12 protein-coding genes and 1 tRNA gene are annotated in these 12616 nt (G+C 72.8%); 8 read left to right on the top strand and 5 right to left on the bottom strand.

The annotated features are described in order from the left end of the window. The first annotated feature begins 4 nt into the window (after positions 1 to 4). Positions 5 to 676: a two-component system response regulator PhoP gene (gene phoP, locus IE316_RS14650; RefSeq protein WP_004000192.1), complete on the top strand. Its 672-nt coding sequence runs from the start codon at positions 5 to 7 to the stop codon at positions 674 to 676. Between the two features lie 155 nt (positions 677 to 831). Here the strand turns inward: phoP and IE316_RS14655 are convergent, their stop codons facing one another. Beyond that, complete coding sequence (locus IE316_RS14655) at positions 832 to 1536, bottom strand: copper chaperone PCu(A)C domain-containing protein (RefSeq protein ID WP_190204750.1); 705 nt, start codon at positions 1534 to 1536, stop codon at positions 832 to 834. Positions 1537 to 2192: 656 nt separating this feature from the next. Here IE316_RS14655 and IE316_RS14660 point away from each other — a divergent pair. From IE316_RS14660 to IE316_RS14685, 6 genes are all read left to right on the top strand, one after another. Beyond that, positions 2193 to 2675 carry a CarD family transcriptional regulator gene (locus IE316_RS14660; RefSeq protein WP_003953493.1) on the top strand — a complete coding sequence of 161 codons (483 nt, stop codon included), beginning with the start codon at positions 2193 to 2195 and terminating at the stop codon, positions 2673 to 2675. 296 nt (positions 2676 to 2971) lie between these two features. After that, positions 2972 to 3748, top strand: coding sequence for a 2-C-methyl-D-erythritol 4-phosphate cytidylyltransferase (gene ispD / locus IE316_RS14665; protein WP_190204751.1), 777 nt, complete (start codon positions 2972 to 2974; stop codon positions 3746 to 3748). Then, on the top strand, positions 3738 to 4253 hold the full coding sequence (ispF, locus tag IE316_RS14670) for a 2-C-methyl-D-erythritol 2,4-cyclodiphosphate synthase (protein ID WP_190204752.1): 516 nt from the start codon (positions 3738 to 3740) through the stop codon (positions 4251 to 4253). Before ispD ends, ispF begins: the two co-directional genes overlap by 11 nt. Before the next feature lie 127 nt (positions 4254 to 4380). Further along, on the top strand, positions 4381 to 5778 hold the full coding sequence (gene cysS, locus IE316_RS14675; RefSeq protein ID WP_190204753.1) for a cysteine--tRNA ligase: 1398 nt from the start codon (positions 4381 to 4383) through the stop codon (positions 5776 to 5778). A gap of 101 nt (positions 5779 to 5879) precedes the next feature. Next, positions 5880 to 6821 carry a 23S rRNA (guanosine(2251)-2'-O)-methyltransferase RlmB gene (gene rlmB / locus IE316_RS14680; RefSeq protein WP_190204754.1) on the top strand — a complete coding sequence of 314 codons (942 nt, stop codon included), beginning with the start codon at positions 5880 to 5882 and terminating at the stop codon, positions 6819 to 6821. Between the two features lie 100 nt (positions 6822 to 6921). Next, positions 6922 to 8652 (top strand): DoxX family protein, encoded by a 1731-nt coding sequence (locus tag IE316_RS14685; RefSeq protein ID WP_190204755.1) that lies wholly within the window; start codon positions 6922 to 6924, stop codon positions 8650 to 8652. A 161-nt stretch (positions 8653 to 8813) separates the two neighbouring features. On the opposite strand, the gene IE316_RS14690 is transcribed toward IE316_RS14685, so the two are convergent. The 3 genes from IE316_RS14690 to IE316_RS14700 all read right to left on the bottom strand — a co-directional run bounded on the left by IE316_RS14690 (position 8814) and on the right by IE316_RS14700 (position 11394). Then, the gene (locus IE316_RS14690) at positions 8814 to 9548 is read right to left on the bottom strand and encodes a nucleotidyltransferase family protein (protein WP_190204756.1); all 735 of its coding nucleotides are present in this window, start codon (positions 9546 to 9548) and stop codon (positions 8814 to 8816) included. A gap of 33 nt (positions 9549 to 9581) precedes the next feature. Beyond that, positions 9582 to 10037, bottom strand: a complete 456-nt coding sequence (locus IE316_RS14695; protein WP_190205078.1) for a hypothetical protein — start codon at positions 10035 to 10037, stop codon at positions 9582 to 9584. 220 nt (positions 10038 to 10257) lie between these two features. Beyond that, positions 10258 to 11394 carry an ABC transporter ATP-binding protein gene (locus IE316_RS14700; protein ID WP_190204757.1) on the bottom strand — a complete coding sequence of 379 codons (1137 nt, stop codon included), beginning with the start codon at positions 11392 to 11394 and terminating at the stop codon, positions 10258 to 10260. A 281-nt stretch (positions 11395 to 11675) separates the two neighbouring features. Between IE316_RS14700 and IE316_RS14705 the strand changes: the two genes are divergently transcribed. After that, positions 11676 to 11749 (top strand) — tRNA-Thr (locus tag IE316_RS14705). 79 nt (positions 11750 to 11828) lie between these two features. Here IE316_RS14705 and IE316_RS14710 read toward each other — a convergent pair. Beyond that, positions 11829 to 12482, bottom strand: a complete 654-nt coding sequence (locus IE316_RS14710) for a helix-turn-helix transcriptional regulator (protein ID WP_190205079.1) — start codon at positions 12480 to 12482, stop codon at positions 11829 to 11831. Positions 12483 to 12616 lie beyond the last annotated feature (134 nt).

A 12616-nucleotide genomic window follows, 5' to 3' on the forward strand; every position in this document is an offset into this window, starting at 1 on the left:
CCGTGTGCTCGTCGTCGAGGACGAGGAGTCCTTCTCCGACGCCCTGTCGTACATGCTCCGCAAGGAGGGCTTCGAGGTCGCCGTGGCGACCACCGGGCCCGACGGACTCGACGAGTTCGAGCGCAACGGCGCCGACCTCGTCCTCCTCGACCTGATGCTGCCCGGCCTGCCGGGCACCGAGGTGTGCCGGCAACTGCGCGGCCGCTCCAACGTCCCCGTGATCATGGTGACCGCCAAGGACAGCGAGATCGACAAGGTGGTCGGCCTGGAGATAGGGGCCGACGACTACGTCACCAAGCCGTTCTCCTCCCGTGAACTGGTCGCCCGTATCCGCGCCGTACTGCGCCGCCGCGGCGAGCCCGAGGAGGTCACCCCCGCCGCGCTGGAGGCCGGCCCGGTCCGGATGGACGTCGACCGGCACGTGGTCACCGTCTCCGGCTCCAAGGTCGACCTGCCGCTGAAGGAGTTCGACCTGCTGGAGATGCTGCTGCGCAACGCCGGGCGGGTGCTGACCCGGATGCAGCTCATCGACCGGGTCTGGGGCGCGGACTACGTCGGTGACACCAAGACCCTCGACGTGCACGTCAAGCGGCTGCGCGCCAAGATCGAGCCGGACCCGGGCGCCCCGCGCTACCTGGTCACGGTCCGCGGTCTCGGCTACAAGTTCGAGCCGTAGGCCGGCCGGCGGCGAAGACGGCGAGGTCCCTCGGACCGGCGAGCGCCGCGCACCGCCGCCGTCCGCCGTCCGATCCGCGCCGAAGGGCGGGGCCTGTGTGCAGGCCCCGCCCTTCGGCGTGCGGTGGATACGGCGGCTCAGCGGCCGGAGGCCCCTCAGTGGCCGGAGTCCTCCTCGTCGGCCTCGTCGGCCGAGGCGCTCGCGGAGGCTGCGTCGGTCGGGGTGGCCGAGGCGGAGGACTTGTCGCCGGAGGCGCCGGACTCGCCGTCGCCCTGCCGCTCGGAGGTCTCCTCGTCCGGGGAGGCGCTGGAGGTCGAGGGGTCCTTGGAGGCTTCCGGCGTGGTCGGCGCCTCGCTCGGGCCCCACTCGGTGAAGTAGTGCTCGGCCGGGACGACGAACGCCTTCAGCGACACGTCACCGGTCTTGCTGAAGGTGAAGGTGATCTTCTGGGCGTTGCCGTCCCGGACCGCTTCCCGGCTGCTGGGCAGCGTGGCGGAGGCGTTGTCCTTGCCGCCGAGGATCAGGGAGCCGCCGGCCGGGATGGTCAGGTCCTTGCCCTTGGCGGGCTTCAGCTCGGCGGTCTTGCCGGTGCCGTCGACCCGGATGGACTCCAGCGTCTGGGCGCTGCGGCCGCCGTTGAAGACGGTGGCGGAGATGGCGGCCGGGCCGGTCGACTCCAGGTCGGGCTGGGTGATGACGATCGCGTTCTGGACCTTGATGTCACCGACGGTCGTCGCCGCGTTGTCCGGCTTGATCTCCAGGGTCTGGGCGTTGTTGCCGGCCCCGCAGGCGGTGAGCGGGAGAAGAGAGAACGCGATGGCGGCGGCGGCGAGGGCGCCGCGTCGAAGGCTGCTGCTCACGGCGGCGGCAACTCCTTGACTCGTGCGAGGCGGCGGCACGGATAAAGCCGCCCTAAGTGATGGTCAGCGGCCTTAGGTTATCGACCCGTTCCCGCGCCGCCGCACCCGACCCTCCCCCTGAGGGCCCGGCTTAGCCCGGCAGGCGGTAGGCGCGGGGTGACGGGGTGTCCGCACGGTCGCCCGGACCCGGCGGCGGCGGCCGGCGGGACGCGCCGGGCGGGAGCGCCGCCCGCCCGTCATTCCCATAACAACACCCGGCATACGCGTGACCGTGCACACACATATTTTCCGTGAAGGAATGCGCGCGTGGCCAATAATTGATCACCGATGGCCGGTCCCAGCGTGTCGTGATCAATTCAGGAATCGGCCGGAAGCCCGCTCCGGGCGCCGAACGGAGTAGCGGAAGTCGCACGTATGGAACCGGACATATGGGGATGTTCGACCGCTCGGCTGGGTCTCCGGACGTGTGTAACGTACGCGTTTCTGCCGCCCCGGACAGCCGCTCCGACCTGCGATTACCTTCTTCCGGACGGCGCGCGAAGCACGTTCCGGTCGCTGTTGTCAAGCCCCGAGATATGCCCTGACCTGCGAAAACGCCATTCAGAAGACGCCGTATCCGTGTTACCCTGGATAGCCACGGAAGGGGTACCTGTCACATGACGTTCAAGGTTGGCGACACCGTGGTCTATCCCCATCACGGGGCCGCGCTGATCGAGGCCATCGAAACTCGCCAGATCAAAGGCGTGGACAAGACCTACTTGGTGCTGAAGGTCGCCCAGGGTGACCTGACGGTACGTGTGCCAGCGGACAATGCGGAGTTCGTCGGCGTGCGTGATGTGGTCGGTCAGGACGGGCTGGACCGGGTCTTCGAGGTGCTGCGCGCGCCGTACGCCGAGGAGCCCACGAACTGGTCGCGCCGCTACAAGGCAAACCTGGAGAAGCTCGCCTCCGGCGACGTCATCAAGGTCGCGGAAGTCGTACGTGACCTGTGGCGCCGTGAGCGCGAGCGCGGACTCTCCGCAGGTGAGAAGCGCATGCTCGCCAAGGCCCGGCAGATCCTGGTGAGCGAGCTGGCCCTGGCGGAGAACACCAATGAGGACAAGGCGGAGGCCCTGCTCGACGAGGTGCTCGCCTCCTGACGCGAGGCGTGCCACCCGCTCCGGTCCACCATCAGAAGCTGGTGCGCCACCGGAACCGGTACAGCACGTGAAATGCCGCGGTGCCCGATGACGTCTTTGCCGTCGCCGGGCGCTGCGGCATGTCCATACCCGGACGTGGTCCGTACGCTCCTCCCGGGGAAGCCCCCGGGTCCTGCGGTGCCGGGCCGGGCGACAGGCTCGACCAGGGTCACGGAAAGGGTCCGGTCAGGGCGTCGCGCCCGGCACTCCCAGGGCCATACCCACGCCGGACCAGCACACAAACCTGACAGGAACCGATGTCTGACGTTTCCCGTCCCTCGCCCGCGGATGCCCCCGCGCACGCCGCCCCGGGGGCCCGTACCGCCGTCGTGATCCCCGCGGCCGGCCGGGGCGTACGCCTCGGGCCGGGCGCCCCCAAAGCGCTGCGCACGCTCGGCGGTACGCCGATGCTCGTCCACGCCGTCCGGGCGATGGCCGCCTCCCGCGCGGTCTCCCTGGTCGTCGTGGTGGCACCGCCCGACGGGGCCACCGAGGTCAAGAGCCTGCTCGCCGCCCACTCCCTGCCCGAGCGCACCGACGTCACCGTCGTCCCCGGCGGCGCCTCCCGCCAGGAGTCCGTACGCCTCGGGCTGGACGCGCTGCCGCCGGAGTACGACGTCGTCCTGGTGCACGACGCGGCCCGGCCGCTGGTGCCCGTCGACACCGTGGACTCCGTGATCGAGGCGGTCCGCGCGGGCGCGCCCGCGGTGGTGCCGGCGCTGCCGCTCGCCGACACGGTCAAGGAGGTCGAGCCGGCCGGTACGCCCGGCGAGCCGGAGCCCGTGCTGGGCACCCCGGAGCGGGCCAGGCTGCGGGCGGTGCAGACCCCCCAGGGGTTCGACCGCGCGGTGCTGGTCCGGGCGCACGCGACGGTGACCGAGAACGTCACCGACGACGCGAGCATGGTCGAGCAGCTCGGGCTGACGGTGGTGGCCGTGCCGGGGCACGAGGAGGCGTTCAAGGTCACCCGGCCGCTGGACCTGGTGCTGGCCGAGGCGGTCCTGGCGCGCAGGAGGCTCAACGATGGCTTCTGACGCCCTCACCGGGACGCCGCTGCCCCGGGTCGGGATCGGCACCGACATCCACGCCTTCGAGGACGGGCGCGAGCTGTGGTGCGCCGGGCTGAAGTGGGAGGGGGAGGGGACCGGGCTGGCCGGCCACTCCGACGCGGACGTGGTCGCGCACGCCGCCTGCAACGCGCTGTTCTCCGCCGCCGGGCTCGGTGACCTCGGGCAGCACTTCGGGACCGGGCGCCCGCAGTGGTCGGGCGCGTCGGGCGTGACCCTGCTGACCGAGGCGGCGCGGATCGTGCGCGCGGCCGGCTTCGAGATCGGCAACGTGGCCGTGCAGGTCGTCGGCCCCCGGCCCAAGATCGGCAAGCGGCGGGCCGAGGCGGAGGCGGTGCTGTCCGAGGCCGCGGGAGCACCGGTGACCGTGTCGGGCGCGACCACGGACGGGCTCGGCTTCCCCGGGCGCGGCGAGGGCCTGATGGCCGTCGCCACGGCCCTGGTCGTCCAGACGGCCCCGCCCGGCGAGTAATACGTCCCGCCCCCGCCCGGCGAGTAGTACGCCCGCCCCGCCCCCGCCCCGGACGGCTATGTCACGAAACCGTGGCCCTTCCGGACGCGGGGGCGGGGCACAGGCGGTGGACCACTACCCTGGAGGCGTGACTATTCGGCTGTACGACACCAGCGCCCGGCAGATCCGTGACTTCACCCCGCTCGTCCCGGGCTGTGTCTCGATCTACCTGTGTGGTGCCACCGTGCAGGCCGCCCCGCACATCGGGCACATCCGGTCGGGGCTGAACTTCGACATCATGCGCCGCTGGTTCGCCCACCGCGGCTACGAGGTCACGTTCATCCGCAACGTCACCGACATCGACGACAAGATCATCAAGAAGTCGGCGGAACAGGACCGCCCCTGGTGGTCCATCGGCTACGAGAACGAGCGGGCGTTCGACGACGCCTACACCGCCCTCGGCTGCCTGCCGCCCACCTACGAGCCCCGCGCCACCGGCCACATCACCGAGATGGTCGAGATGATGCGCGGCCTGATCGACCGCGGCCACGCCTACGAGGCCGAGGGCAACGTCTACTTCGACGTCCGCTCCCTGCCGGGCTACCTGTCGCTGTCCAACCAGGACCTGGACGACCTGCGCCAGCCCTCGGGCGAGGGCGAGACCGGCAAGCGGGACCCGCGCGACTTCGCGCTGTGGAAGGCGGCCCGGCCCGGCGAGCCGAGCTGGGAGACGCCCTGGGGGCGCGGCCGGCCCGGCTGGCACCTGGAGTGCTCCGCCATGGCCCACAAGTACCTGGGCGAGGAGTTCGACATCCACGGCGGCGGGATCGACCTGATCTTCCCGCACCACGAGAACGAGATCGCCCAGGCGCACGGCTTCGGCGACGCCTTCGCCCGGTACTGGGTGCACAACGCCTGGGTCACCATGAGCGGCGAGAAGATGTCCAAGTCGCTGGGCAACTCGGTGCTCGTCAGCGAGATGGTCAAGCAGTGGCGGCCCATCGTCCTGCGCTACTACCTCGGCACCCCGCACTACCGCTCCACCATCGAGTACAGCGAGGAGTCGCTGCGCGAGGCCGACGCCGCCTTCGCCCGCATCGAGGGTTTCGTCCAGCGCGTCACCGAACTCGCCGGACCCGTCGAGCCCGCCGCCGAGGTGCCGCCCGCCTTCGCCGAGGCCATGGACGACGACCTCGGCGTCCCCCAGGCGCTCGCCGTCGTCCACACCACCGTCCGCCAGGGCAACAGCGCGCTGGCCGCCGACGACAAGGAAGCCGCCGTCGCCCGGCTCGCCGAGGTGCGCGCCATGCTCGGCGTCCTCGGGCTCGACCCGCTCGACCCGCGCTGGGCCGGCGACCCAGAGACCGGCGAGGACCTGCACGACGTCGTCGACAGCCTCGTACGCCTCGTCCTGGACCAGCGGGAAGCGGCGCGCGGCCGCAAGGACTGGGCCACCGCCGACGCCATCCGCGACCGGTTGGGCCAGGCCGGGCTGGTCATCGAGGACAGCCCGCAGGGCCCCCGGTGGAGCCTCGGCACCCGCTGACCCCCGCTTGATCGACTGTGCCGTCCGGGCCGCCGGGCGGCACACTGCATAAGACGTAACACCCCGCGAGGGACCCCACACGAGAGCGAGACACGTAACTCATGGCCGCGAACAACCGCCGCATGTCCGGCAAGAAGGGCGCGCAGGTCGGCAGCGGCGGCAAGCGACGCCGGGGCCTGGAGGGCAAGGGGCCCACGCCCCCCGCCGAGATGCGCAAGGGACACGCCAAGCAGCGCGCCGCCAACGCCAAGGTCCGCCGCACCACCGGACGCGCGCAGGCCCGGCGCGGCGGCGGCCGCAGCACCTCCGAGCTGGTCGTCGGCCGCAACCCGGTCGTCGAGGCGCTCCGCGAGGGCGTGCCCGCCAGCACGCTGTACGTCCAGCAGTTCATCGACAACGACGAGCGGGTCCGCGAGGCGCTCCAGTTGGCCGCCGAGCGCGGCGGGATCAACCTCATGGAGGCGCCCCGCCCCGAGCTGGACCGGATGACCAACGGCCTCAACCACCAGGGCCTGGTCCTCCAGGTCCCGCCGTACGAGTACGCCCACCCCGAGGACCTCCTCGACGCCGCCGCCGACGAGGGCCAGGACCCGCTGATCGTCGCCCTGGACGGGGTGACCGACCCGCGCAACCTCGGTGCCGTCGTCCGCTCCGTCACCGCCTTCGGCGGCCACGGTGTCGTCGTGCCCGAGCGGCGCGCCGCCGGGATGACCGCCGGCGCCTGGAAGACCTCGGCCGGCACCGCCGCCCGTACGCCCGTCGCCCGCGCCACCAACCTGACCCGCGCCCTGGAGCAGTACCAGAAGGCCGGCCTCGTGGTGGTCGGCCTGGCCGCCGACGGAGAGGTCGAGCTGGGCGACCTGGAGGCCCTGGACGGGCCGGTCGTCATCGTCGTCGGCAGCGAGGGCAAGGGCCTGTCCCGGCTGGTCGGCGAGACCTGCGACTTCCGGGTCCGCATCCCGATGCCGGGCGGCGCCGAGTCGCTCAACGCCGGGGTCGCGGCGGGCGTCGTGCTCTACGAGGCGGCCCGCCGGCGGTCCTGACCCGGCATCCGGCGCGGGAGCGGAACAACCCTGATCTTGACGCGGTCCGGACAGATCGGGGCGGTCAAGGCAGTGTCCTAACGTCACGTCACTCGGTTAGATGAGTGTGGACACCAGAACACCCCGCACTCCCACGGGGGACCGCTCGTCGGGAATCGACGACGCTCCCGCGCTGAGCATGGTGAAGGTGCCGAGCGATCCGGCCCAGGTCATCGTCAACCACGCGAGTTTCCGCGTGCAGTTGGGGGCCTCGACGGGCCGGACCCGGTCCCCGCGGATCGCCCGGCACCTGAGCGCCACCCAGGACCCCGCCCGCGTCCCCGCCGCCCCCGCGCCCGCCCGCCGCCGGGCCGTCGTCTGGAGCGGCCGGTCCGCCCCCGACGACACCGGTGCCCACCGGCTGCTGCAGGCCGTGCGGGCCGGAGCGGGCCGGCCCGCCGAGGACCCGGCCACGGACCCGGCCGCCGACCCCGGCGCCACCCAGGTCATCCCCCGCGTCGGGCCCCCCGGCGGCTACGGCGGCCACGACGACCCGCTCACCACCCAGACCCTCGAAACCCCCGTCGTCGGCGCCCAGCGCACCCACGGCAGCCCCGACGGCACCCGGCTGCTGCCCGCCATGCGCACCGTCACCGGCGCCTACGACGAGCCCGCCTACCCCGGCGAGCACTACGCGGCCGACCCCGACCTCGACGACTACGACGACCTCGACGACGACACCGACCCCGACGGCGGCGGCCGCACCGCCGACGACCCCGCCCGGCACGCCTACTACCCCGGCCGCCGCATGAACCTCGGCGTGGTCCTGCTGCCGCTGCGCGTCTTCCTCGGCTGCATCTCCACCTACGCCGGCATGGGCAAGCTCTGCGACCCCGTCTACTTCGACGGCGGCGAGCGCGGCTCCATGGTCAAGTGGCTCAACACCCTGCACCCCTGGGAAGTGGCCGAACCCCTGCGGCAGTTCGCGCTCGCCCACCCCGTCGGCTCCGGCCTGGTCATCGCCTTCCTCCAGGTCATCGTCGGGGTGCTGACCGTGCTGGGCTGCTGGCAGCGGGTCGCCGCCGTCATCGGCGCCGGCCTCTCGGCCGCGCTGCTGCTCACCGTGAGCTGGAAGAGCGTCCCCGCCTACGACGCGCCCGACATCATCTACCTGGCCGCCTGGTCCCCGCTGATCATCGCCGGGGCCCCGGTGTACTCCGTCGACGGCCGGCTCGCCGGGGGCGCCTGGCGGCGGCTCGGTCCCCGTGCCGACCTGTGGGACCTGCGCCGGTACGTGCTGCGCCGGGGCGCCCTCGTCACCTTCCTGGTCACCGGCGTCACCCTCCTGGTGGGCTCGCTGCTCGGCGGCGCGGTGCGGGACGCCGACCGGATCGTCGTCCCCGGGCCCGGCGAGTCCCCGCGCAACGAACTGCCGGGTTCCCCGCTGCCCCAGGAGCCCGGCGAGCGCCGGTCCAGCAGCCCGGCGGCGACCGCCTCGCCCAGCCAGGGCGCGACCGCCGGCACCACCGGCCCCGACGGCGCCACGGCGACCGCCCCCGGCAGCACCCGCGAGACCGGCGGCACCGCCACCGCCGGTACGCCCAGCGAGACCCAGGGCAGCACGGGCGGCGGCCAGACCCCGCCCCGGCAGACCGCGCCGGCCCAGCAGGCCCCGAGCAGCAGCGCCGGGCCCACCGGCACCGGCGGCAGCACCGGGGGCGGCACCACCGGCGGCGGTGGCAGCGGCACCAGCGGCGGCGGCAGCGGCTCCGGGACCGGCACGGGCAGCGGCGACGGCGGCGGGGCGACCGACCCCGGCCGGCCCGGCCTGGTGGGGGGCCTGCTGGGCTAGCGCCCCTGCGCCCGGCGGGTCAGCGCCCCGCGCCCGGCGGGTCGGCGCCCCCGTGCCCGGCGGGTCGGCGCCCCCGCGCCCGACGCGAAGGGGGCCCGCACCGACCGGTGCGGGCCCCCTTCTCTCCGTATGCCAGGGGTGTTTCAGATGCCAGGGGTGGTTCAGCGGGCGAGGGCGGCCAGTTCCTTCGCGGCCTCCGTCAGGTCCTTCGCGGTGTCGATCGCCCGCCAGTAGGAGCCCTGCGGGATCGGGAAACCGGCGAGCCTGCGCTCCCGGGCCAGCCGCGGGAACGTCGACCGCTCGTGGTCACCGCGCTCCGGCAGCAGCGCGGCGAACGCGGGCGAGAAGACGTACACGCCCGCGTTGATCTCGAAGGTCGACGGGGGCGCCTCGATGAAGTCGCTGATGTGCCCGAAGCCGTCCGTCTGCACCGCGCCCCAGGGCAGCCGGGGCCGGGCCAGGGCGAGGGTCGCGACGGCGTCCCGCTCGGTGTGGAAGTCGGCCATGTCGCGCAGCGAGAAACGGGTCCAGATGTCCCCGTTGGTGGCGTACCAGGGCCGGTCCGGGTGCGGCAGGTGCGCGGCGGCGTACCGCAGGCCGCCGCCGCGGCCGAGGGGCTCGGTCTCCACGACCGTGGTGACGGAGAGGGGCAGGTCGGCGGTCTCCAGCCACTTCTGCAGCACCTCGGCGAGATGGCCGCAGGAGACCACCACGTCGGTCACGCCCTCGTCGGCCAGCCAGGCGAGCTGATGGCCGATGATCGGCGTCCCCGTACCGGGGATCTCGACCATCGGCTTGGGCCGGTCGTCGGTGTACGGACGCAGCCGGGAACCCTGTCCGCCGGCCAGGACGACGGCCTGGACGGGGCGGCGGGACGCAACGCTCGGATCGGTCATGCCCGAACTGTACGTGGCCGCCCCCGCACGGGATCAGCCGTGGGCGGCGAGGACGCCGGAGGCGAACGCGGTGTCGCAGACGGGGCGGGCGTAGGACTGGGCGCGGGTGGGGCCGTACACCCGGACCGCGGCGCGGCCCAGGGCGCGGGCCAGGGAGGCGCAGTGCTTGGCGAGGGACGGGCGGTCGTGCACGGCCTCCTGGAGGTGGGTCAGGGCGACGCCCGGGTCCTCCTCCTGGAGCTCGGTCAGGAGCCGGTCGCGCAGCACCTCGTGCGGGGCGCGGGCCGCCGCGGGCGAGGACGCCTCGGGGGCGGCGGCGTCCGACGCGGTGAGCACCGAGTGCGACGGGTCCCCCGACCAGTTGACCCGGGTGACGGCGAGGGTCCCGGAGAGCACCAGGACGACGGGCAGGACGAGCGCGAGCGAACGGCCGATCCGGTGGGCGGGGCCCCGGCCGCGTCGCGTCTGAGGGGTGGTGGAGTGCTTCACGGAGTGCTTCACGCGAGCGAGAGTAGCGCCCGGTAATGATTTGGCGACATTTAGTCACCGGTTCGGGGGATGAGAAAGCGACTCGTGGTGGGTAACGCGTTGACGAACACGGCTCGAAATGTCCGATGTGCCGGGGTATTTATCGACAACGGGAAGGGCCCCGCGGCAGCGCCGCGAGGCCCCTTTCGTCAGCACGGGTGAAATCCCGCCCCGGCGGGTGTCAGTCGGAGAGACGCTCACCCGTGGAGGTCGAGAAGACGTGGGTCTCGCCCGGCCGCGGCACGACGTGCAGCGTGGTGCCCTTCTCCGGCACCGACCGGCTGTTGACCCGGACCACCAGGTCGCGGGTGTCGCCGCCGACCTCGACCGTGCCGTAGACGTAACCGTCGGCGCCGGTCTCCTCCACCACGTTGACGGAGACCGCGAGGCCCGCCGGGGCGTCCTCGCTGTCCTTCGACAGGACGGAGGCGGCGCCGCCGTTGTGCTCGACCACGTCGAAGTGCTCCGGGCGGACGCCGACGGTCACCGTGCGGTCGCCCTTGTCGGCGGCGGCCTTGAGCGCGTCGCGGTTGACCGGGACGACGCTGTTGCCGAACTTCACGCCGCCGTCGGTGATCGGCACCTCGACCAGGTTCATCGCGGGGGAGCCGATGAAGCCGGCCACGAACAGGTTCGCGGGCTTGTCGTACATGTTGCGCGGGGTGTCGACCTGCTGGAGCAGACCGTCCTTCAGCACGGCCACCCGGTCGCCCATCGTCATGGCCTCGACCTGGTCGTGGGTGACGTAGACGGTGGTGATGCCCAGGCGGCGCTGGAGGGAGGCGATCTGCGTACGGGTCGACACGCGCAGCTTGGCGTCCAGGTTGGACAGCGGCTCGTCCATGAGGAACACCTGCGGCTCACGCACGATCGCGCGGCCCATGGCCACGCGCTGGCGCTGACCGCCGGAGAGCGCCTTCGGCTTGCGGTCCAGGTACTGGGTGAGGTCGAGGATCTTCGCGGCCTCCTCGACCTTCTGCCGGATCTCCGTCTTGTTGACGCCGGCGATCTTCAGCGCGAAGCCCATGTTGTCCGCGACCGTCATGTGCGGGTACAGGGCGTAGTTCTGGAACACCATGGCGATGTCCCGGTCCTTCGGCGGCAGGTGGGTGACGTCGCGGTCGCCGATGCGGATGGCGCCGCCGTTGACGTCCTCCAGGCCCGCGAGCATGCGCAGGGAGGTGGACTTGCCGCAGCCGGAGGGTCCGACGAGGACGAGGAACTCGCCGTCCTCGATCGCGATGTCGAGCTGGTCGACGGCGGGCTTGGTGGAACCCGGGTAGATCCGGGTCGCCTTGTCGAACGTGACAGTGGCCATGGTGATGGGCCCCCTTCTACCGGCAGGAACGTGCCGGACGATCCGTTGTAGGAAGGCGGTGCCACGACGGGTCGCCCCGTGGTGGTGTCCGTGGATGTTCAGTTGTGGAGGTTCGCGCCTGGTGTAGGCCACACAGGTGAACTGGCTCAGGACCGTACCCCGCGTTCACCTGGTCTGTCAGTACCCGCGGGCATGTGAACTTCGGGACCCCGCGACTTCGTGGCCCGGGGAAACGGGCTCTGTGTACAGTGGAGCAGCCTCCGCGCCGACCGGCGCGCGACGCCTCCTTAGCTCAGTTGGCCAGAGCAACGCACTTGTAATGCGTAGGTCGTCGGTTCGAATCCGACAGGGGGCTCCGGTACGGGAAACGGCCCCCGCCTGTCGCAGGCGGGGGCCGTCGCGTCGTACCGCCGCGGGGCGCCGGAGACCCGCGGTCAGAGGTAGCCCTCCCGGAGGGCGTAGGCCACGGCGTGGGCGCGGTTGCGCAGGTGGAGGCGCTTGGTCAGGCCGTGCATGACGTTCTTGACGGTGCGTTCGGAGTAGGACAGCTTGCGGGCGATCTCCCCGGTGTCCAGGCCCTCGGAGACCAGGCGCAGGACGTCCACCTCGCGGGGGGTGAGGACCGTGCCGGGCGTGCCCGGCCGGCCGGACGTGCCCCGGTGCAGCGAGCCGACCTGGCTCATCAGCCGGCCCACCAGGTCGGCGGGCAGATCGCCGTCGCCCCGGGCCGCGGCCAGCACCGCCCGCGCCAGCCGGTCGGCGGTCGCCTCCTGGCGCCAGACGATGGCGCCGACCCCGCACTCGACGACGTCGAGCAGCTCGTTCTCGCGGAGCGTGCTCACCACCAGGACGGTCCGCGCCTCCTCGCCGCGCGCCAGCCGGCGCAGCCGGATCAGCGCGGCCTCGTCGAAGGCGTCCTCGACCAGCAGCGCGACCGTGCCGGGACCGGACTCCTCGCGCAGGTCGATCTCCGGGTGCCGGCGCAACTGTCCGGCGGCGCCCTCGAAGCTGATCGGGTCCCGGGCGAGCACCGTCACGGGCACCCGGCGCCCGGTGGCGGCGGCGCCGGTGTCCGTTCCGGTCCGCATGGTGCTGGACAAGCGTTTCCCCCCTGTTCACGGGCCCGCCGTCCGGCGCGGCCGGTAGACGGACGGATGTGTCCCACACTCCGCTGAACCCGGCGGCGCGGGCAATCGTTGAGAACCACGAGACACACCACGAG

The sequence above is a fragment of the Streptomyces fumanus genome, assembly GCF_014655295.1.
Lineage (GTDB): Bacteria > Actinomycetota > Actinomycetes > Streptomycetales > Streptomycetaceae > Streptomyces > Streptomyces fumanus.

What these genes read in the sequence shown, in the direction of transcription:
- ispF (WP_190204752.1), top strand. Translation starts at nt 3,738, where the DNA reads ATGGCTTCTGACGCCCTCACCGGGACGCCGCTGCCCCGGGTCGGGATC.
- IE316_RS14690 (WP_190204756.1), bottom strand. Translation starts at nt 9,548, where the DNA reads ATGACCGATCCGAGCGTTGCGTCCCGCCGCCCCGTCCAGGCCGTCGTC.
- IE316_RS14700 (WP_190204757.1), bottom strand. Translation starts at nt 11,394, where the DNA reads ATGGCCACTGTCACGTTCGACAAGGCGACCCGGATCTACCCGGGTTCC.
- IE316_RS14660 (WP_003953493.1), top strand. Translation starts at nt 2,193, where the DNA reads ATGACGTTCAAGGTTGGCGACACCGTGGTCTATCCCCATCACGGGGCC.
- IE316_RS14685 (WP_190204755.1), top strand. Translation starts at nt 6,922, where the DNA reads ATGAGTGTGGACACCAGAACACCCCGCACTCCCACGGGGGACCGCTCG.
- IE316_RS14710 (WP_190205079.1), bottom strand. Translation starts at nt 12,482, where the DNA reads ATGCGGACCGGAACGGACACCGGCGCCGCCGCCACCGGGCGCCGGGTG.
- rlmB (WP_190204754.1), top strand. Translation starts at nt 5,880, where the DNA reads ATGGCCGCGAACAACCGCCGCATGTCCGGCAAGAAGGGCGCGCAGGTC.
- ispD (WP_190204751.1), top strand. Translation starts at nt 2,972, where the DNA reads ATGTCTGACGTTTCCCGTCCCTCGCCCGCGGATGCCCCCGCGCACGCC.